The organism is Nostoc sp. (assembly GCF_036918015.1).
Lineage (GTDB): Bacteria > Cyanobacteriota > Cyanobacteriia > Cyanobacteriales > Nostocaceae > Nostoc.
Window position 1 is genome coordinate 14,156 of sequence record NZ_JBALEO010000046.1, and the last position, 21,781, is coordinate 35,936.

General features: G+C 40.1%; 17 protein-coding genes and 1 pseudogene. 11 read left to right on the forward strand and 7 right to left on the reverse strand.

What is annotated here, in order from left to right:
* Window positions 1-89: 89 nt before the first annotated feature.
* Window positions 90-2,299: pseudogene (gene ppk1, locus V7K61_RS10625) on the reverse strand (polyphosphate kinase 1).
* A gap of 852 nt (window positions 2,300-3,151) precedes the next feature.
* Between ppk1 and V7K61_RS10630 the strand changes: the two are divergent.
* Window positions 3,152-3,568, forward strand: a complete 417-nt coding sequence (locus V7K61_RS10630; RefSeq protein ID WP_335053298.1) for a hypothetical protein — start codon at window positions 3,152-3,154, stop codon at window positions 3,566-3,568.
* A gap of 644 nt (window positions 3,569-4,212) precedes the next feature.
* On the forward strand, window positions 4,213-4,656 hold the full coding sequence (locus V7K61_RS10635; RefSeq protein WP_335053299.1) for a hypothetical protein: 444 nt from the start codon (window positions 4,213-4,215) through the stop codon (window positions 4,654-4,656).
* Between the two features lie 377 nt (window positions 4,657-5,033).
* Here the strand turns inward: V7K61_RS10635 and V7K61_RS10640 are convergent, their stop codons facing one another.
* Entirely contained in the window at window positions 5,034-8,009 is a 2,976-nt protein-coding gene (locus tag V7K61_RS10640; protein ID WP_335053300.1) for a hypothetical protein, read from the reverse strand.
* Between the two features lie 683 nt (window positions 8,010-8,692).
* Here V7K61_RS10640 and V7K61_RS10645 point away from each other — a divergent pair.
* The 3 genes from V7K61_RS10645 to V7K61_RS10655 are packed head-to-tail and all read left to right on the forward strand — an operon-like array spanning window position 8,693 to window position 14,039.
* Entirely contained in the window at window positions 8,693-11,278 is a 2,586-nt protein-coding gene (locus V7K61_RS10645; protein ID WP_335053301.1) for a GAF domain-containing protein, read from the forward strand.
* Window positions 11,272-11,721 carry a response regulator gene (locus V7K61_RS10650; RefSeq protein ID WP_292814634.1) on the forward strand — a complete coding sequence of 150 codons (450 nt, stop codon included), beginning with the start codon at window positions 11,272-11,274 and terminating at the stop codon, window positions 11,719-11,721. Before V7K61_RS10645 ends, V7K61_RS10650 begins: the two co-directional genes overlap by 7 nt.
* A gap of 5 nt (window positions 11,722-11,726) precedes the next feature.
* Window positions 11,727-14,039, forward strand: coding sequence for a hybrid sensor histidine kinase/response regulator (locus tag V7K61_RS10655; protein ID WP_335053302.1), 2,313 nt, complete (start codon window positions 11,727-11,729; stop codon window positions 14,037-14,039).
* A 181-nt stretch (window positions 14,040-14,220) separates the two neighbouring features.
* Here V7K61_RS10655 and ychF read toward each other — a convergent pair whose 3' ends face one another.
* From ychF to yidD, 3 genes are all read right to left on the reverse strand, one after another.
* Entirely contained in the window at window positions 14,221-15,312 is a 1,092-nt protein-coding gene (gene ychF / locus V7K61_RS10660; protein ID WP_334897574.1) for a redox-regulated ATPase YchF, read from the reverse strand.
* 45 nt (window positions 15,313-15,357) lie between these two features.
* Window positions 15,358-15,555 (reverse strand): hypothetical protein, encoded by a 198-nt coding sequence (locus V7K61_RS10665; RefSeq protein WP_094348567.1) that lies wholly within the window; start codon window positions 15,553-15,555, stop codon window positions 15,358-15,360.
* A 179-nt stretch (window positions 15,556-15,734) separates the two neighbouring features.
* On the reverse strand, window positions 15,735-15,971 hold the full coding sequence (yidD, locus tag V7K61_RS10670) for a membrane protein insertion efficiency factor YidD (RefSeq protein ID WP_012412579.1): 237 nt from the start codon (window positions 15,969-15,971) through the stop codon (window positions 15,735-15,737).
* A 61-nt stretch (window positions 15,972-16,032) separates the two neighbouring features.
* Here yidD and V7K61_RS10675 point away from each other — a divergent pair, with 61 nt between their 5' ends.
* Window positions 16,033-16,734, forward strand: a complete 702-nt coding sequence (locus V7K61_RS10675; protein ID WP_335053303.1) for a diacylglycerol/polyprenol kinase family protein — start codon at window positions 16,033-16,035, stop codon at window positions 16,732-16,734.
* 183 nt (window positions 16,735-16,917) lie between these two features.
* Here the strand turns inward: V7K61_RS10675 and V7K61_RS10680 are convergent, their stop codons facing one another.
* Window positions 16,918-17,295 (reverse strand): hypothetical protein, encoded by a 378-nt coding sequence (locus tag V7K61_RS10680; protein WP_335053304.1) that lies wholly within the window; start codon window positions 17,293-17,295, stop codon window positions 16,918-16,920.
* Window positions 17,296-17,332: 37 nt separating this feature from the next.
* Between V7K61_RS10680 and V7K61_RS10685 the strand changes: the two genes are divergently transcribed.
* Both V7K61_RS10685 and V7K61_RS10690 read left to right on the forward strand, forming a co-directional pair.
* A complete protein-coding gene (locus V7K61_RS10685) occupies window positions 17,333-17,614 on the forward strand; it encodes a hypothetical protein (RefSeq protein ID WP_335053305.1) in 282 nt (93 codons plus the stop codon).
* A 115-nt stretch (window positions 17,615-17,729) separates the two neighbouring features.
* Complete coding sequence (locus V7K61_RS10690; RefSeq protein WP_335053306.1) at window positions 17,730-18,269, forward strand: pentapeptide repeat-containing protein; 540 nt, start codon at window positions 17,730-17,732, stop codon at window positions 18,267-18,269.
* Window positions 18,270-18,498: 229 nt separating this feature from the next.
* Here V7K61_RS10690 and V7K61_RS10695 read toward each other — a convergent pair whose 3' ends face one another.
* Window positions 18,499-19,398: an alpha/beta fold hydrolase gene (locus V7K61_RS10695; RefSeq protein ID WP_335053307.1), complete on the reverse strand. Its 900-nt coding sequence runs from the start codon at window positions 19,396-19,398 to the stop codon at window positions 18,499-18,501.
* Window positions 19,399-19,845: 447 nt separating this feature from the next.
* Here V7K61_RS10695 and V7K61_RS10700 point away from each other — a divergent pair, with 447 nt between their 5' ends.
* The 3 genes from V7K61_RS10700 (at window position 19,846) to frr (ending at window position 21,735) form a co-directional block, all read left to right on the forward strand.
* Window positions 19,846-20,400 carry a thioredoxin family protein gene (locus V7K61_RS10700; RefSeq protein WP_335053308.1) on the forward strand — a complete coding sequence of 185 codons (555 nt, stop codon included), beginning with the start codon at window positions 19,846-19,848 and terminating at the stop codon, window positions 20,398-20,400.
* A gap of 71 nt (window positions 20,401-20,471) precedes the next feature.
* Window positions 20,472-21,200, forward strand: a complete 729-nt coding sequence (gene pyrH, locus V7K61_RS10705; protein ID WP_335053309.1) for a UMP kinase — start codon at window positions 20,472-20,474, stop codon at window positions 21,198-21,200.
* Window positions 21,187-21,735: a ribosome recycling factor gene (gene frr, locus V7K61_RS10710; RefSeq protein WP_094348578.1), complete on the forward strand. Its 549-nt coding sequence runs from the start codon at window positions 21,187-21,189 to the stop codon at window positions 21,733-21,735. The genes pyrH and frr overlap by 14 nt, the downstream gene beginning before the upstream one ends.
* Window positions 21,736-21,781: the final 46 nt, after the last annotated feature.

Consider the following 21,781-nt stretch of genomic DNA (forward strand, 5'->3'; position numbering starts at 1 on the left):
TATGGTTGAATAACTTGTATGAACCCTATGATAAACAACTTAGACAACTGCTCAAAAAATTCAATTTTTCCAAAAAGAACTAAGTTGAGCTAGTTGTCAAGGTATAAGTAACTTATTTTTTTATCAATCAGGTTGCGACTACACCAGTTGAGCGTAATACCATATTCATGAGAATTTTTTGTGAATTAGCTTCTGGAGAATCATCATAAGGACGCCGTTGAATGTAAGTACCATCAGCTTGTAATTCCCAAGCTTGGCGATTATCTGCGAGCATAATTCCCATAACTTCTTGCAAATCTTTAGCAATATCTGGGTCTTTTACTGGGGTAATTACTTCGACTCGGCGATCGAGGTTGCGACGCATCCAGTCAGCACTGCCGATATATATCTCCTCCTGTGTATTGTTATGAAAATAATAAATTCGAGAGTGTTCTAAAAAGCGACCGACAATACTGATGATGCGAATATTTTCACTAATATCTTTGATTCCTGGGCGTAAACAACAAACACCCCTGATAATTAAGTCGATTTGCACTCCAGCGCGGGAAGCTTCATATAAAGTGGCGATAATTTCTGGATCGACTAGGGAATTCATTTTGGCGACAATCCGTCCAGAAAATCCATTTTGAACATTTTCGATTTCGCGGTGAATTAGTGCCAAAAAGCGATCGCGCATATTCACAGGTGCAACCAGCAACTCTCGATAAGATTTTTGTAGAGAGTATCCGGTTAAGAAATTAAATAAATCTGTAATGTCAGCACCCAATTCTTCACGGCAACTAAACAATCCCAAATCTGTATACAGCCGTGCTGTTTTAGGGTTATAGTTACCAGTCCCAATATGCACGTAGCGACGTATCCGGTCTTTTTCGCGCCGTACCACCATGACGGTTTTACTATGAGTTTTTAGCCCGACTAAACCATAGACGACATGAACTCCAACTCTTTCTAATCGTTTTGCCCAGTAAATATTATTCTCCTCATCAAATCGCGCCTTTAATTCCACCAGCACAGATACCTGCTTGCCATTTTCAGCAGCAGCAATTAAGGCGTTGACGATGGGCGAGTCACCAGAAGTCCGGTAAAGGGTCATCTTGATGGCTAATACATTCGGATCGTAGGCAGCATGGGTAATAAAGCGCACTACTGTAGCCGAAAAGGATTGATAGGGATGGTGTACTAGTAAATCCTTTTCCCGAATTACAGCAAAAAAGTCTTTTCCTTCGTCCGTCTCCAGCGCATCTGGGTCTAAACTCGGTTCTCTCAGCCTTTGCAAGCGTAACGGTACAACAGATTGGCGTGGTGGATCTTTGAGTTCTGGCAATGGCAAGGACATAAAGTACATTAAATCCCGCAGTCCCAAAAGACCATCTACCTCATAAACATCACTTTCTGTTAATTCCAAATCTTGCAATAATCGCGATCGCACTATTTCAGGAGTCTGGGATTGAATTTCTAGCCGGACTGGACTACCACCCAGCCGCCGTTTTCGCAATTCCTGTTCGATCGCTAACAACAAATCATCTGCTTCATCTTCTTCTAAGACCAAATCGGCATCACGGGTAATGCGGAACGGATGATATTCTTGAATGTTCATTCCTGGAAATAGAGATTCCAAGTTATGAGCGATCGCCTGTTCTAAAGGTACTCCAGTCCAGTGGGCAGGTTTTTCGCTATTCTGATCTCCCAACTCAGGCGGTATCGGTAAAAATCGTGGTAGAACACTAGGGACTTTGATTCTGGCAAAGAATTCTTCTTCGGTGTCTGGGTTCTTGACGACAACAGCCAGATTCAGACTGAGATTAGAAATAAAAGGAAAGGGATGACTGGGATCGACAGCCAGGGGAGTCAAAACTGGAAAGACTTGTTCCTCAAAATAGCTGTTGAGATGAGTCCGCTGCTTTTGATTTAAATCTATGTAATTCAGAATATGAATGCCATGATTTACTAGGAGAGGACGAAGTACTTCCTCAAAATGTTGGTGCTGTTTGTTGACATGGGGAGTCAGGGTAGACCTAATATCGTCTAGCTGTTGTTGTGGTGTGCGACCATCGGGAGTTAACAGGCTAACTTTTGCCTCTACTTGTTGCTTTAAGCCAGCAACGCGCACCATAAAAAACTCATCTAAATTAGAGTTAAATATTCCCAAAAACTTAAGACGTTCCAGAAGTGGGGTGCGATCGTCACAGGCTTCATGTAATACCCTGGCATTAAATTCTAACCAGCTTAACTCTCGGTTAAGATAATATTGTGGATCGCTGAGATTGATGGGAGTAGCGCTTTTCTTAGATTTTGCCATAATGACCTAAAGGCAGGCAGATGTAGCCCATTCAACTGGGGGACAATAAATATAGTAAGTTAAATGGTGCTTGAGCAAAACGCTGAGGCAATTTTTTGCTGTGCTGATTATCTAGCTCACTACTGGTAAAGGACAGACATCAGACTTTTAAAAATCTATTTGTATTCAAATAACTTTAGTCAAAGATTCAAAAATTAACTTGTGTAGACACGAAAGCCAACATTACTAAGAAATTTTTGGGCGCTTTGCGCGTAGGCATAGCCCGTCGTAGACATCGCCTTGGGTATCTTCCAGATAATCACCCTAGCCCAACCTATAACTAGATTTTATAGCCGGTTTCAATTTTGTGGAATATGGTGTTGGCGTATAGTTATCTGCCCTTTCAAAATATTGCATCCATACAATAACTGCCATCAGCCTGGGGATTCAAATCGTTGCCCACAGCATATTAACCATAAAGATGCACTTAAGATTTAGCAAAGATATGACGTAGCCATATCTGACAAGTTTTAACGAATTATTAAGCAGTGTTTACATAGATTTTGGTGTTCAAAGCAGTCTCAACCCTTACCTCCAGTACTTTCTGGATTTGATTTTCTAAAATCCAAAATTTGGTGATTATTGCCACAAATTTCATACAGTTACTGGTTATGCATAAGCCTTGCTGCGACTCTATTTCTATCATTTTTTGAAGCTTTTATTCAGATATACGCCATTACTTCCATCTATTAGTTTTTTTAATTTATGACCTCTGTAATTTTAATAAATTCCAGTATTATTACTGGGATTTTTTTGGCAAGCAATGGTTATATTGAGAACGTAAAGAGAAACAACACGGGGAGTTTGTTAATCATGAAAGTTTCTGCAATTCTCAAAGGCAGCGTTTGTGTATTAGGTTTGGTTGGTGTTGGTAATTTCTTTGCAGCACCTGCAAATGCAGGAGAGGCTGCTGCTCGTGGTGCGGTTACAATTGTTAGACCATCAGGTGCTTCTGTCAGCGTCAGTGGTGAGTTAACTGCACCTACTTCTGCATATTTCACCGGGCCAGCGTTACTTGTTACACCTCTATTTAACGGTACCATAGGTGCAAATGACGAAAGCGTAGTTAGTTTATCAATAGATCCAGGTGCAGTTGTAAACCTGGTCTCACCACCTAGTTCCACAATAGAAGCAGCTATTGCAGCCAAGATTGATGCCGGTACTGCTACAGCAGTTGAAGACCTAGCAGCCCTTATCAGAGCAGCTAGTGTTAATGGCGGTCTAGAATAGACTGATTGTTAACTGACAGAAAATCACTATAGTGTTAAAAGCTATTGGCTTTTAGTCTATATGCTTTCACTTCTTGAATTGATTTTCAACCTCTGTTTGGGTCTTGTTTGAGAAAATTTTGCCATCAGTTGAGACGAAACGTCTACGACTATCCCCATGCTGGGCATTGGCATCAAAGTATTTGGTAATACGCGAATCAATTCTTTGACTGACTCTCCTTTACTTATATCCATAGTTTTGACAGGGGATAAAGTAGAGAGTGACTGAGATGTAAAAGATTGAAGAAAAAAATACAGCCCCTTGAATGTAGTTGAGGGGCAGTATTTCCAAACTTATCTACTATATTACCACATAAACCCGGTTTCTTGAAGAAATCGGGCTTTTGATGTTGTTTAAATAGATACTTTACGAAATCTTTTAAATTAGCCAATAGGTAAAATACAAAAGGCAAAAGACGGAAGCTAGAAGGCAATAGGCGCAAGACAATCACACAATAATTACTCTTGTGATTTGCCTATTGGACTTTGCCTTTATTTACTAAGTGTCAATTGTTATACCAAATTTTAGTAGTCTAGCAATCAAATTTTCTGAAAAGTTACCGCTATATTGCTCATGCCAATCAAAAAAAGCATGAGGAATAAGTTATGTATAGCGTGTTTCGTCAATTGCCTAGAACTATCAAAAGAACCATTTGCTTGCTGGGTTTTATCAGTATAGGCAATTTTCTTGCAGTGCCAGTATATGCACAAGAAGCTGTGGCACGTGGGGCTATTTCTATAGTTTCGCCTTCCGGCGCTTATCAAAGTGTTAGTGGTGAACTCTCATTACCTGTTAGTAATAATTTTTTAAATCCCGGCACAAATACGACTCTAACAATAACGCCTACTTTGACAAATATTGGAGCAACTAATCAAAGAATAACTTCTTTATCTCTGACAGTAGGCACAGCTAGTGAAATAATCACAAATAATAACAATTCGTTTTTGAATCCAACTTTACAAACAGTCAATAATCAAACATTAATTCCTGATACAGCCTCTCTCATTCAGACAGTCAACAGTACTAATGGCTTAGGGGCTTTAGAATAGTTGCAAAAACTATATTAAATTTATTGCTGCATCTACGATATTTGATAATTCTTAGGCAAAAGGGAATAGAAAAAATCCAAGGGATAAGAAAGGGAAAGAAGCCTCCTTGGATTGTACTGATTGTTTTTACATACTAAAATAGTACTCCCCCATATTGTTATATTGTTTAATTAAATAATCCAGAGTGAATCTTTCTAATTCTAGCTTGCTTATTTACTTTTTTATTTAATAGTACTCCAAGTAAAAAAAATACCCAATTGTCATTGCGAGCGAAGCGAAGCAATCGCAAAGACTGGGATTGCTTCGCTTCGTACCCTTCGGGAATGCCAAGGGCGAACGCAATGACGGGTTTTGGATCATTTATTTTTTGGAACACTCTAAAATCGATAACCACCTTGAATTTGCATATCAAGTCCATTTTCTCCCGTACCAATTTTAGATTCTATAAAAATATTATTATCTGTAAAATTATATCTAAAAATAGCTCCGTAGTTTAGACCAGACAATCGGGTATTTAAACCCACATTCTTGGTAGAATAATTTTTAATATAAGCACCAACAGAGAAATTTCTACCAACTTTTTGTAAACCTTGTAACTCATAAAAAAGGCTTTTACCTAACTCTAGGTTCGTATTAATATTTAAACCTGTACTAGTGCTAATATCACCACTAAATAGTGTTAAAAACTCACCATTGCTATTATCTTGAATAAAAGCTATTGCAGGTGCTAAAGAAAAACTAATATTTTTTTCTTGATGATTAAAATAATAGCTTAATACAGTGGAAAAAGGATTATTGCTATTTGATGCACTATTCCAGTCAATTTTTAATGATGGTATGTGAGTGTTGACAGCTATAGGTTTTTTATTTGAGTTTAATTGGACATGAGTTTTAATATAGTTAGCCAGAATACTGGCATATATACCCACAGATGGTTCTGCTAACCCTAAATTATTATTAGAAACTCCAGGCGCTGAGTTGGCATTTATATTAAACCAAGTTCCTAAGCTAGCGCTATAGTTTAAATCCCCAGCAGTACCCGCAGCTAATAATTCGACTGAAGGTAAAGAGAGATAACCATCAAATTTTTTAAAACTCACACCTATGCGATCGACTCTGGTGAGTTCAAAATAATCGAATGCTAAATCAAATGTGCGGACTGGAATTGGTACTATAGTGTTATCTTCCGAATTAAATTGTTGTACAAATTGTCGTCCTTGGGAGTTAGTCAAAATAACTTCAGCACCGCTAGATTCGTTAATAGGATTAATACCAGTATTAGTCAAAGGTATTTGATTTCCTATGAAAGTCAGAGGGCCAAATCTTTCATTAGAAAGTCTGAGGGTTGAAAAGAATGTATTCCCTGGCTCTAAAAGTTCAACATCTCTTTGTAAAAATTGGACTGTGCGTTTGTGATTTCCTGTTCTCAGTTCCAAAATACTAGAATTATTGGGAGTTATTTTACTCTGAAGTGTGATACTTCCAGAGACTTGTTCTAGATCGCTGGTTGCATTAGAATAAGCTAAAGTACGATTTAGTCTGTTGTTAATTTGTCTTCTTTGATTTGGTGTAGACTTTGTGTTTAATTCAACAAAACCTTCTCCGTTTTTAAAGCTTTGTCGTGCTTCTGCTAAACTTTCATTAATATTATCTATTTTAATGAATTCAAATATTCCACCTAATGCCAATCCTAAAGTAGAGTTAGCTGTTTGTATACTATCAATACTAAAGTCACTTAAATTAGCTGTAATAGACAATCCTGGGCTAGAAAAAATATTAGAATAACTAGCACTAATTTTTTCTTTATCATATTGAACAACAGTACGATTATGAGGATAATTAACATATAATCTATGCCAATTAGAAGTTTTTTGTGTCTCAGATAAAGTTTTAAATATGGGGTCTCTTTTGCCGAAAGATACCCATAATAAAGAATTTAAATAAGACAAGTCTCTCTCAAGTGGCGTCAAGTAAGGATTAACTGCTATATTTAATAAATCAAAATTATCAAATTCGCCTCTCTGGGCAATCTTAACACCTGGTAATGAAGAGACAGGAGCAGTAAAACCAAAACCTTCACCCGTCAAGATATTTCCCCATAAAATACCAGTCGCTTCTAGAACACGATCGGGAATAATTTCGCCTAGTTTAAGTTGAACGCTTCCGCCATTTAGTAAAGGCTTTAAATTAGTAGTAGGAAAAGCTTGTAGAATTTTAGGTGTATTAGTAGCATCTAATAAATCAAATAAAGAGCCGCCACCATCATTACTAAAAGTGGAACCGCTTCCAATAATTGGTGTAGTATTTGCCAAAACTGTGACATTAGGATCGTTAAGATTAATTCCACTATTAATTATTACTTTACCAGCAGGTATTCCTTCAGGATTAATTAGTTCTCCTGCTATAGAAAGTATAGAAAAATCTTGAATTTTAGCTCCGCCGACTAATTCATCGAAATTCACAGGTAAAGTACTAATATTTTGCAATCCCCAAAATCCTTGGGTTGATGTCATATTTTGGGTAATGTAAGTTTCAGAAGCTCTACCTTGGGCAAGAATACCTGCTTGTGTACCTTTAGTCTCAATTACTAATCTATTGTTATCGAGAACCCAGTAAAACTGGTCGTCTCTGGGAAATTTAGCATAAGTAAATTTATCAATAAACTGATTGTCTCCAGAAAATCTGATATTTAAATCTGTATCTATATAATTTTCGTCTTCATTTGGTTTAAATAATTGAGGTTTAAAAGTCAGGTTATCTGTTGGATTAACAATCCAAGAATACCGATTGGAACTTGCAGTCAGAGCATCAATAATTATTTTCTTTTGGATTACTTGTTGTTGTTTTTTTGTTCGACGTAGTTTTTCTATTAGTATTTGTTGCTTTGGTGTGTATGGTTTTGATGGATTTGAATTTGATGGTTGAATTGTATCTGGCTGAGGCTTTTCTTCATCTTCTTCAGGTAGCTTGGGAGGTTTGTCTTTATATTCTTCAATTGGGATAACGTCAGCAATGGTGAATTTGCGTAACTGTTTTGGTTTCTCTAGGTTAGAGTTAGACTTTCTTAAAGCCTGTTTTAACAGTTCTTGGCTTTGGAAGTTCTTTATTTTTTGATTGGAATTGATTAATGACTTGTTATGATTAGAGATTAAATCAATATTGTTTTGCCTGTTTATGCTTAGAGCGATCGCAGATAATTTAATAAATATAATTTTGCATATAATCGTTGAAGACAATAAACAAATCCCAATAGTTCTTACATTTTTTTTGAATCTCATTAGGGAGATATTGATACTTTTTCGATTTGGATTTTTCAATGTTTTCAGAATAAATTTTTTGGCGATTAAAACCATTGAACATTGGCTAATGTCGAAAATTAACCATTATTTAATACTTGGTCTTTGAATTGATTATTGATTTATTTGATTCGATGGATTCAACAGTGTTTCAGTAAATATAGATAGTCAAAAAAGTTTGATTTTTTAATCCTGGCGCAAAGAATAAAATATGATTAAGCAGATTTACTGCAACAAGAGTGTAATTCTTGAGCAAAAATTCAACCTCAGCAAAATCACCACAACTCAAAAATTGAGCCATGTTTTAGCCGTATAAATACGTAATCAAAGGCTATTAACTTAAAAAATAAAGTAAAAAATATACTTCAGACTACTCATTTCTGTCTGATAATTTGATACACTTCGGTGACTTTCATATTACTACTGCTGTTTGCTAGCGGGGTTTATTTATACATCCGCAGTACACTGATTGAGCCAATTGAGGATACTCTTAGTCATGTAGTGGAAATACTAGAGTTTTAGGCAAAGGGGGCTGGGAGAGTTAGGTTTCTAAGGCTTAAATGTTACGAAAAATACTTTTCAAACATCCTTCAAACATCCTTTAAGAATCGCTTTTAACAGACTTTCCTGAACAGCCAAAGGTGAGGAAAGGGCTAACAATTATTAAAAAACGTTAAGCTATTTTTAAGATAATCACGCTGATGACTCGATATCACATTTAGATTTATTAAAAAAAGTTAATGAAACCTAGACATATTGATACAGAAGTAGCGAGGTTAAAAGCCCTCCGCCAGTATCAAATTCTTGACACAGAACCCGAAGAAGCATACAACAATCTTGCTCAGTTAGCGGCCTTTATCTGTGGCACTCCCATATCATTGGTAAGTTTTATTGATGAAAACCGTCAATGGTTTAAGGCAAAAATAGGTTTAGATGTATCAGAAATGCCTCGGAGTGTTGGATTATCTTATCTTTGCCAAGAGCAGCGTAATGTTGTGGTGGTTCCTGATACTCTAGCTGATGAGAAGTTGGCTAGTAATCCGGTAGTAACTGGCTATCCATATATACGGTTTTATGCCAGTGTACCCTTAATTACTCCGCAGGGAGATATGTTGGGAACTCTGTGTGCAATTGACCAAGTTCCACGACAACTAAGCCAAAAACAAATAGAGGCGTTTGTGGGTTTGAGTCGCCTGGTAATCGACCAACTCGAACTCAGGCGTCATGTAAGTGAGGTATCTAAAGTTACTGAAAAACTAGTGGCGCAAGAGCAAGCAGCCCGCGCCCAGTCTGAAGCCGCTAAAACCCGTATTACCAATCTTCTCGAAAGTATCACTGATGGTTTTTTTGCCCTGGATCAAAAGTGGCAATTCACCTATATTAATGGTCAAGCAGAACGGCTGTTGCAAAAAACTCACAATGAGCTTTTAGGTAAAAACATCTGGGAGGTGTTTCCAGAAATTATCGACACAACATTTGATTGTGAATATCGCAGGGCAATCTTAGAACAGGTGAGCGTCGAATTTGAGGAGTTCTATCTGCCACAGCAGCAGTGGCTTAAAGTTCATGCCTATCCGGCAAAAGATGGCTTGTGTGTTTATTTCCAAAACGTTACTGAACGACGGAAAACATCAGTTGCACTACGAGAAAGTGAAGAACGTTGGCAATTAGCATTACATGGCAATAATGATGGTATTTGGGATTGGAACCTCAAGACTAATGAAGTGTTCTTCTCAACTCGATGGAAGGAAATGCTCGGCTATAAAAACCACGAAGTTTCCAACCATTGGGATGAATGGACAAAACGAATCCATCCCGATGAGCGAGATTGGGTACTTCAGGCTTTCCAAGACCACTTTGCCAAGAAAACACCGTTTTACGTCTGTGAATATCGAGTCCAGTGCCAAGATGGCAGCTATAAATGGATTCTAGATCGAGGACAGGCACTTTGGGACGCATTGGGTGATATAGTGCGGATGGTTGGTTCTTATACTGATATCACAGATGTCTACGACGAGCTTCGCTTACGCAAGCGGGCAGATGAAGAATTAAAGCGGCAAAATCTGCGATCGCAACTATTTGCTGAAATCACTCTAAAAATTCGAGACTCTTTACAAATAGATGAAATTCTTCAAACCACTGTCACAGAGGTACAAAAATTACTACAAGCCGATCGGGTGTTGATTTTTAGACTGGAAACTGATGGTTCGGGAACAGTGGTACAAGAGGCTGTGCTGCCAGGTTGGCCGATAATTCTAGGAGAAAATATTTTTGACCCCTGTTTTAAAGAAGAATATATAGAGAGATATCGCCAGGGAAGAGTAAGTGCCCTTGAAGACATTGAAGCTGCTCATATCCAACCATGCCATCGAGAATTTCTTCAGCAGTTTGCTGTCAGGGCTAATCTGGTAGTGCCGATTCTTGTCAGGGACGATATTTGGGGCTTATTACTAGCTCATCAGTGTAGCGCACCCCGACAGTGGAATCAGTTTGAGATGGATTTGTTACAGCAATTAGCGAACCAAATTGGGATTGCTTTATCTCAAGCGCAACTATTAGAAAAAGAAACCCAGCAAAGTCAGGAACTTAGTCGTTCTAATGCGGAATTAGAACAGTTTGCCTACGTGGCTTCTCATGATTTACAAGAGCCGTTGCGGATGGTGACTAGTTATTTACAACTGCTGGAGCGGAGATACAAAAACCAACTGGATGCCAATGCCGATCAGTTTATTGCCTATGCAGTAGATGGGGCCAGTCGGATGCAGACCCTAATCAACGATTTGTTAAACTATTCCCGCGTCAGCACCCGCGGACAGCCTTTTGTGCTAATTGATTGTAGTGTTGTCTTAGAACAGGTGCTTGCTAATCTTCAAGTTGCGATCGCAGATCGAAAGGCAGTTGTCACCTACGATACTCTACCTCAAGTGATGGCTGATGCTACCCAATTGACACAAGTATTTCAAAACCTGATTGCCAACGCGATTAAATTTTGCGATCGTCAACAGCCATTAATTCACGTTGGGGTACGTAAGGGAGATGCAGATATATTAGATGGAAAAAATTTAAATTTTACCCGTTCGGAGGATGAATGGTTGTTCTGGGTGCGTGATAATGGAATTGGTTTAGAATCCCAATATACTGAGCGTATTTTTATAATTTTTCAGCGCTTGCACGGTAGAGACAAGTATTCAGGTACTGGAATTGGTCTGGCAATTTGTAAGAAAATTATCGAACGCCACAGCGGCCGGATCTGGGTTGAGTCGAAACCGGGTCAAGGCTCGACTTTCTACTTCACAATTCCAGATAGAGTAGGTAAGCAATGGTAAATACCATAACAGCAATTATGCCTATTGAGGTTTTGTTAGTAGAGGATAATCCTGGCGATGTCCAACTTACACGCATCGCCCTAGAAGATAGTAAAATCTCAATTCACTTAAACGTAGTCGAGGATGGTGTAGAGGCAATGGCATTCTTGCGAAAACAGGGAAAATATGCTAAATTACCTCATCCAGATATTGTACTGCTCGATTTTAACCTTCCGAAAAAAGATGGACGAGAGGTATTAGCAGAAATAAAAGGAGATGAAAACCTCAAACGAATTCCTGTAGTAGTTTTAACGACTTCCCAAGCTGAAGAAGATATCCTCAAAGCCTATAACCTTTTTGCCAACTGTTATATAACCAAGCCAGTAGATTTCGATCAATTCGTTAAAATTGTCCAATCAATAGAAAATTTTTGGTTTGCGATCGTAAAACTGCCACCGGAGTAGTGGAAATGGCAGGTGAAAATATTATTAAAGTCTTGTTAGTAGAAGACAACCCTGGTGATGTCTTATTGTTACAAGAGCTATTTAAGGAAGTTAGCACAGTTGTAGTTGAGTTGATGCCCGTTGAACGGCTTTATGAAGCAGTCAACCACCTAACAAACGAAACTTTTGATGTTATTTTATTAGACCTCTCGCTGCCAGATAGCCAGGGATTACAAACCTTTGTCATTGCTCACAATCAGGCAAAAGCAACTCCAATCATTGTGCTGACAGGTATAAATGATGAAACGCTGGCAACTAGCGCAATGCAACAAGGAGCGCAAGATTATTTAGTGAAGGGGCAAGTAACTGGTGACTTACTGGTGCGATCTATGCGTTATGCCATCGAACGCCAACGGGCAGACAACGCACTGCGGCAGAGTGAGGAGCGATTTCGGGTTGCTCTCAAAAGCTCTCCAATCTTTGTCTACAACCAGGATAAAGATTTACGGTACACCTGGGTTTACAATCCCCCATCTGGATTGACAGTTGAGAAAATATTGGGCAAACAAGACTTAGATATCATCCCAGTAGAAGATGCTCAACATCTGATCGCAATTAAACGTGGAGTGCTGACTACAGGCATCGGAACGCGAGAAGAAGTATCAATTACCATCAAAGATACAACGCGATATTACGATTTAACTGTCGAGCCACTACGGAATGAAACCCAAGAAATTGTCGGGGTGACATGCGCCAGTATAGATATTAGCGAACGACAAGCTGCGCTACGCGAACGGCAAGCCGCGCTATGCGATCGCAAATTGGCAGAAGAAAAAATTCGCGAACAAGCAGCATTACTAGATGTCACCACAGATGCCATTTGCGTCCGAGATTTAAACAATCAAATTATCTTCTGGAACAAAGGTGCAGAAACACTTTATGGCTGGCAAGCAACAGAGGCTTGGGGTAAAAATGCTAGCGAACTTTTGTATGACGAACCTTCACCGGAAATTGAAGCGGCTCTATTGCAAGCTATTAGTAAAGGTAAGTGGCAGGGGGAATTAACAAAACTTACTAAAATGAACAAAGAAGTCCTTGTGGCTAGTCGCTGGACTCTGGTATACGACGAACAAGGAAAACCCAAATCAATTCTCACCGTTGACACAGATATTACCGAGAAAAAGCACCTAGAAGCCCAATTATTTCGCGCTCAACGCCTGGAAAGTATTGGCACTTTAGCTAGTGGTATTGCTCACGACCTCAACAACATCCTGACACCGATTTTGGCAGGAGCGCAACTGCTACCGCTAAAATTTCCTAATGCAGATGAGCGGACTCGTCATCTACTAGAAATTTTAGAAATTAACGCTAGACGTGGTGCTGATTTAGTCAAACAGGTACTGTCCTTTGCGCGGGGTGTAGAAGGGAAGCACATCACTTTGCAACTCAGACATATAATTGTGGAAATTGCCAAGATTCTTAAAGAGACATTTCCCAAATCGATAGAAATCAGCACTAATGTACCGCAAGATTTGTGGATGGTTTCTGGAGATAGTACCCAACTGCATCAAGTGCTGATGAACCTCTGCGTTAACGCCCGTGATGCTATGTCCAATGGTGGTACTTTGAGTATCTCTGCCGAAAATATGTTGATTGACGCAAATTATGCCCGCATGAACCTAGAAGCCAAAGAGGGGCCTTACATAGTGATTACTGTCTCCGATAGTGGAGTTGGGATTCCTAAAGAAATGCTAGATAGAATTTTCGAGCCATTCTTTACTACAAAAGATGTCGGACAGGGCACTGGTTTAGGACTTTCCACAGTATTGGGAATCGTTAAAAGTCACGGAGGTTTTGTGAACGTCTATAGTGAACCGGAAAGTGTCACTAGCTTTAAGGTTTACTTGCCAGCAGTGGGAGGAATAGAAACACGCAGCCCCGAAAATTTGCCACCAAAGACAGGACATGGAGAATTGATTTTGGTTGTGGATGATGAAGCCGCCATTCAAGAGATGACGACAACATCATTAGAAGCTCACAACTACAAAATCTTAGTTGCCAGTGATGGCATTGAGGCGATCGCACTATATGCTCAAAATAGAGACAAAATTAGTGCCGTCCTCATGGATATTATGCTGCCCTCACTGGATGGTTTAACAGCCATACGTACCTTGCAAAAAATCAATCCCCAAGTCAGAATTATCGCCAGCAGTGGACTGATGTCTGACAATAAGCTTAGTGCAGTAGCAGCTATTGGTGTCAATACATTTTTGTCGAAGCCCTATACTGTGAACGAATTATTGCTTTGTATACAGAAAGTACTATCGGAAGTCAACTAATTACGTAAATATACTGTCAGAGGTGAATTACAGGTTTATTTGCGATCGCCTTGCATATCTTGAAGCACATTACATAATATTTGTCAATTTATTTGGTGCGATGCCTACGGCAGGCATTGCCTACGCAACTTAGTGTAGGTTGACCATTATCTTATCGATAACGGTCACTCATTAATTACCTCTACACATTAAATCGGAACAACATTACATCCCCTTCCTGCACAACATACTCTTTCCCTTCACTGCGAACCAACCCTTTTTCCTTCGCAGCATTCATCGAACCAGTTGTTACCAAATCTTTATAAGCAACAGTTTCGGCGCGGATAAATCCCCGTTCAAAATCACTGTGGATTACACCAGCAGCTTGAGGTGCAGACATTCCGGCATTAATTGTCCAAGCGCGAGTTTCTTTGGGGCCACAGGTGAAATATGTCCGCAAGCCCAGAAGCATATAAGTTGCCCGAATCAACGATTTCAAACCGCCTTCTTCCACACCTAAAGATGCAAGGAAATCAGCTTTATCTTCTTCTGCTAATTCCACTAATTCAGCTTCAACTTGGGCAGAAACTATCACAACTTGGGCATTTTCTGTTGCAGCAATTTGCCGCACTGTTTCCACAAAATGATTACCCGTTGCCAACTCATCCTCAGAGACGTTTGCAGCGTAGATAATCGGTTTATAAGTGAGCAGTTCTAATCCTTTAATAATTTCTGTTTCTTCCTCATTCAAGCTCACCTGACGCACCGATTTACCTTCATTTAAAGCCGCAGCTAATTTTTCTAAAACTGAGACTTCAAACTGTGCATCTTTGCTGGTACGAGCTTGTTTGCGAGTGCGGTCAATTCGCCGCTCAATTTGTGCTAAATCTGATAAACCCAACTCTATATTAATGATTTCAATATCTCGTGCTGGGTCAACAGAACCAGCAACGTGGATAATATCGTCATTCTCAAAACAACGTACCACATGGACGATCGCATCAACTTCCCGGATGTGGGATAGGAATTGATTCCCTAGTCCCTCACCCTGACTTGCACCTTTAACTAAACCGGCAATATCCACAAATTCAACCCGCGCCGGGATAGTTTGTACCGAACTAGCAATCTTAGCAAGAACATTTAACCGTTCATCCGGTACTGCGACAACGCCGACATTCGGTTCAATCGTGCAAAAAGGGAAGTTAGCTGCTTCTGCCTTAGCATTAGCAACTACAGCATTAAATAAAGTAGATTTTCCGACGTTGGGAAGTCCGACAATTCCGGCTCTTAGCATTTTGGATTTTAGATTTGAGATTTTGGATTACATTACCAAGGTAATCTAAACAGGTTCCGGTATGGTTTGGGGAATTGGCCCTGGAACTGTTTGAGGAATGGGAGCAGGTACTGGTTCTGGTACAGGCCCCGGTAACGGTTGAGGAATCGCTGGCCCCGGTACAGGTTCGGGACTAGGTAGCGGACTGGGCCCAGGAGTAGGAATTTGTGGTTCAGGTATAGAAATCGCAGTAGGATTAATCATCGTAAGTCCAAATTAAATTATTCAACCTTCCCACGCTAGATGACAACCTCATCTGTTGACATCTCCCCAAATAGCTATACCCACAAACACATCCTTTAATAATCTACCCTTCTTCTCACTCTCTGCGTCCCTCTGCGCTTCCCTCCGCGCTCCTTTGCGTTTAAACTCCAATCCTCAAACTACTCCTCCTTCACCTTTTCTACCACCTCCGGCACTGGATCGTAACCACCTGGATGAAACGGATGACAGCGCAAAATCCGCCGAGTTGCCATCCAGCTACCACGCAACACTCCAAATCGTTCAATAGCTTCAATAGCATACATCGAACAAGTTGGTTGAAAGCGGCAAGTCGGGAGAAACAACGGCGAGATAAACATTCGGTAGCCCCGAATCAGCCAAATAAATAATAATTTCATTGCAGCTACCCAAATCTTATAAATTAGTAACAGGGGTAAAAATTTTCATTTTGTCGCATCTTTGTTAATTACATTTTCTGACTTCACCTCAATTCCGGTTTTCTGGCTGCAAATTGCGTCGGCTGCAATCTGGGTGTTACTCATCCTCCTGATTGCATGGGTGGTAAACCGCTTCGCCGACAAGCCAGAAATCGTGCGGAAGATAGTTCATATTGGCACTGGTAATGTGATTCTAATCGCTTGGTGGCTAGATATTCCCGCCAGTGTAGGGATTACAGCTTCTATTTTAGCGAGTGCAATCACCTTATTATCCTACCGATTGCCCATTCTTCCTGGTATTAATAGCGTTGGACGGCAAAGCTTAGGGACATTTTTTTACTCTGTCAGTTTCGGTATTTTAGTTGCCTGGTTCTGGTACTTGCAACAACCCCAGTACGCAGCACTCGGAATTTTGATAATGACTTGGGGAGATGGATTAGCAGCCTTAATTGGGCAACGCTTTGGTAAACATAAGTATAAAGTTTTTGGGGCAGAAAAAAGTTGGGAAGGCTCCCTAACTATGATGCTCGTTAGCTATATCGTCAGTAGTTTGATTTTAGTTGGAACTCAAGGAAACAGTTGGCAAACTTGGGCAGTATCATTGTTAGTAGCAGTTATAGCTACGGCTTTAGAAGCTATTTCATTTTTAGGTATTGACAATTTGACAGTTCCTTTGGGCAGTGCAGCCCTTGCCTTCTTTTTAAGTCAGTTAGTTTTGAATTAGTAATTGTCTTGAATGCTATTTCTAATTGAGCAAATAAGAGATAGCGCCAAAAGTTTATTGTTAGTTAATAAATATAGGGCTTCTGGGTTGAGTCCAATACGGGTAAGGAAGTTTGTAGTAAGGACTAAAGTCCTTCTTATTTTCTAAGCACTAAAGTGCTTACTACAAACCTTCAAAACTAATTTACTGGTTTAGTAGTCCGATCGCCATTTCAAGATACATCTTAGCCTTGTGCAAGTTAAGCAAGCTTTCTTGGTCATATCTGTCAGGGTAGCTCATAGCTTTGCCTTCCATCGTCAGCTTGATCAGTGCTGCTTGCTCATCAGTGGGTGAATTCATCTCATCTACCACCACTTCAAGGAATTGAATAACGCTAAAGCCTGGTGACTTCAACCCTCTTCCTTGTCTTAGTTGAGCGAGTGCTATCTGTGGAAATGCCATCAAGGTAACAATCCAACTAGTCTTGTACCCTCCGTTCCCAGTAGGCTTCAATCCGTAACGCCTACACAAGTCTCTCAACTCAGCAATGGTTTTGATTTCGAGTTCTGACCTTGTGAACATAAAATAGAGTTACCCATTTGTAAAAGTGGTATCGGTGGTGAACTTGTTTTCTAGACTGGGTATCACCACCGATCTAAAACTTTATTCTAATGGTTTCATTAGTATCAAGCTATATTTATATCTCTCAACAATGCCTAATCCTAAAGGGAACCCTCAAAATTTTGAACCAGCGCAAGCAAAGGGAGATAAGCCATTAACTGACCAATTGAGTTTTAGAGTCTCTAAGGAAATGAAGGAAGAGGTAAAGGCTAAAGACGACCCTCCTGAATTTTGTCGCCAAGCTATCCAAAAAGCACTAGATGAAGATAGGGAGAAATAGTTAAAAGTTTTTGGACTAATACAATACTTCAAGAACTATAAGAAAGTCCTTCTGAACCTCTTAGAGAGGGAGTAGTACTATATTTGAGATTAGAAAAGAAATTGGATTTTAAATTATGGCTTGGGAAATTACCACTGAAGAGTTGTTGAAAAAGTACACTTCCGGTAAACGTAACTTTGCTGGGGCTGTGGTAATTAGAGAAAGAGGATATGGGCGCAACTATATTGACCTCGAAGGTGCTGTCTTGCGGAACATCAACTTGCGTGGAGCGGATTTGAGTTTTGCTGATTTGAGAGGAGCCGATCTGAGTGAAGCCGATCTCTTTAGTGCTTCCTTGATAGAAGCTCGGTTGGATGGTGCAATTATTAGGGATGCTAACTTGCAGTGTGTTAATTTGCGTTTATGTAATTTGACTAATGCCGATTTGACTGGAACTGCTTTGGATTATATGAATGCTATTGGTGCTATATTCCGTGGAGCTAAACTTACTCCTTTTGAACATGCCGTTTTGATTGAGGCTGATTTCCGAGGCGCTACCCCCGCGCTCCAGGACTTGATCTGTAGGGGTATGAATTTTATTTATAAAACTATTATGTTTGATGGTACTCGCCAAAGTGGCCCCTACTTTGGAGAGTGGAAATCCATCAGCAAGTAAGGAAGCAGGTTGAATAAAAGGCTTGATAGCATTGAGTTTTTCTATAATCCACTCAATAAATCTTCCTTCAATTTCTTCCTGAATTTCTGTAGGAATATTAGCGAAGGAATCATATCGGTATAAAAAAAGTGGTAGAAAGTTAATTTTTCGTATCGGCTCAATCAACAAAAAATAAATCTTTTTGAATATATTCCATACCGCCCATTACATTAAAATTGAGCCGAGTCTATTAGCGTGATCGCTCCAAAATCCAATCGAGTAAAATTGGATTGACTAACTCCGGCGCTTCATCCTGCGGACAATGCCCCACTCCCTCTAAAGGAATAAACTTTTCTACTTGCGGAAAGTTAGCTAATTCTCTCCCTAACTTAATTGGTTCCCACGGATCGGCAGTTCCCCACAAAATAATCGCCGGACACTGTAACAGTGGTAAAAGGTCTTCTGGTAATGGCCCTGTAGAATAAGAAGTAAAGGCAAGGAATACAGCAGCAGCCCCCGGATCGCTTGCTGGTGAAGTGAGAATATCTACCAACTCATCTGTCACCATCTCAGGATTCGAGTATGCTTGCAGCAAAATTTTCCGCACCGTTTTCGGTTTAGCGAGTTGATTGAAAAAGAAATCGCCAACTGGTTTGATAGATAACAGGCGTTGCAGTAGAGGCGCACCGTAACGACGAGATAAAGGTAAAGTTACCCGTTTGCGATCGTGCAACAGCCGTAAAGAACAGTTGAGTAAAGCAACTCCCAAGGCAATATCTGGATTACTGACTGCTGCTTGCATAGCTACAATACAGCCAATGGAATTTCCGACTAAAAAAGCTGGCTCACCCACTACTTCACGGCAAAAATCTGCTACTTGTTGTCCCCAGGTTTCTAATGTGTAGGTAATTTTTTCACCAGGTTGAGGTTTTGCGGAAGCGCCAAAACCAATCAAATCGATCGCATAAACACGGCAATTTTGTGCTAATACAGGAATATTTTTTCGCCAGTGCCACCAAGAAGCACCAAATCCATGCACCAGGACAACAGCTGGCCCAGTAGTCCCTTGGGTTTGATAGCAGATCGGAAAATCTTGCCAAATCCAGGTTTTTGTAGAGTTAAGTGCTGTTTTTGAACTTGAGGTTGTCATGGAAAATTTGATGATAACAAGGGTATAAAGGCTTTCAACAGCAAGGCACAAGTAAAATTGTTTTTACTTTGGATAAAATTTATCAGATTTTCAAAATAAATCTTTTGCTCTAGTGATAGCCTATACATATACCACGAAAGCTTCTAAGCTGATAGTTTTATTCAGTATAGAGTTTTCATCTTATTGATAGAGGTAATTTACTCACAACTGAGATTATGTCAGTAGTTGAAATCATAACTTTTTTAATGTGAGTAATATTTTGGCTATTTTTTAGATGTGAGAGAATTACCATCAGTGCTAGATTCAGTAGTTTCACAATTTACGATCGCAAATTTGGTCTATAAGATTGGCGAATATGAGGCATCGGCTAAGGGGTGGTTTGCAACTGGAAACTGACGCTGAATTTAACAATATTTTTCTTGTTCCTAGTTCTGCGGGCCAGAAATCATGAATCTACTAGAAACAATTGATACTCCCGTTGGGAGCTACGCACCAGATTTTGAATTGCCAGGAATTGATGGTCAAGTACACCATCTCAGGCGCTATCTTGAGAAGTTCCGAGCAGTCGGCGTTATTTCCATGTGTAACCACTGCCCTTATGTAGAGCGGTATTTAGGCAGGCTAAAAAACATTCAAGCCGAATTTGCCCCAAAAGGCTTCACACTAATTGGACTCAATGGTAGTAATGTTGACTACGACACTAGGTCAAGCTTTGAAAATATGAAAGCTTTTGCCCTGCGTCACCAGTTGAATTTCCCCTACCTGTGGGACTCAACGCAAGATGTGACTGGTAGCTTCGGCGCAACAAAAACACCAACGGCCTTTCTGATAGACACTAATGGTATAGTCCGTTACAAAGGTAAAATTGATAATCATCCCCAAGAGCCATTGCCAGTAGGAGAGGATTATTTGAGAACTGTGATCGCTTCTCTGTTTAAAGGTGAAGAAATAGCTATACCACAAACAGAACCAGTAGGGACTACATTGATTTGGCGTAACTAGACAAAGATAGTCCCTGTAACTGTTATCTTAAATTGGAGGCAATTGCAACTTTTTTGATAAAGCGTAACTTCATGGGAACGAATTACCGACGGGTTTTACTCAAACTGAGCGGTGAAGCCTTAATGGGCAACATGGGCTATGGCATTGATCCCGAAGTGGTCAAAGGAATAGCAGAAGAATTAGCAGAGGTGATAGCCACTGGTACTCAAATCGCCATAGTTGTTGGCGGCGGCAATATTTTTCGTGGCGTCAAAGCAGCGTCGGCGGGGATGGACAGGGCAACCGCTGACTATATCGGGATGATTGCCACGGTAATGAATGCCATGACGCTGCAAGATTCGCTAGAACGCATAGGAGTACAGACGCGAGTCCAAACCGCGATCGCTATGCAAGAATTAGCAGAACCATATATTCGTCGTCGTGCCATCCGTCATCTTGAAAAAGGACGGGTGGTAATTTTTGGTGCTGGTTCTGGAAATCCCTTCTTTACTACAGATACGACTGCGGCGTTAAGAGCAGCAGAAATCGATGCTGAGGTGATTTTTAAAGCCACCAAAGTAGATGGAGTATATGATGCCGATCCTCATATTTATCCTGACGCCAAGCGTTACAATAGCTTAACCTACGCGCACGTTTTAGCCAAAGATTTGCGGGTGATGGATAGTACTGCGATCGCCTTGTGTAAAGAAAATAATATCCCAATTCTGGTATTTGACCTAACGGTGCGAGGAAACATCCACCGGGCAGTCTTGGGAGAATCCATCGGCACCCTTGTGGGAGGTTCTTGTGAAATTAGCTGAAGCTGAAAGTACGATGCAAAAAACCGTTGAGGCGACTCAACGATCTTTTAACTCGATTCGCACTGGTCGCGCCAATGCGAGTCTATTAGATAAGGTATTGGTGGATTATTACGGTTCGCCTACTTCCTTGAAATCACTGGCAAACATTAGCACGCCGGATGCCACGACAATCTTAATTCAACCCTACGAGCGCAACACCCTAAACATCATTGAGAAAGCTATTTCCCTCTCAGATGTGGGTTTAACACCCAGTAACGACGGTTCTGTAATCCGGTTGAATATTCCGCCCTTAACCAGCGAACGCCGTAAAGAATTCGTCAAAATGGCATCCAAATATGCTGAAGAAGGTCGTGTTGCTATTCGTAACATTCGCCGCGATGCTATAGACGCCATTCGCAAACAAGAGAAAGCCTCCGAAATCTCCAAAGATGAATCAAAAGACCAACAAGACAACTTGCAAAAACTAACAAACGAGTACACTGCCAAAATAGACTCACTGTTGGCAGAAAAAGAAAAAGACATTACGACTGTTTAAAGTCTCAAGTCTGAGTATAAAGGCTGAAGAATGATGGATAAATTCT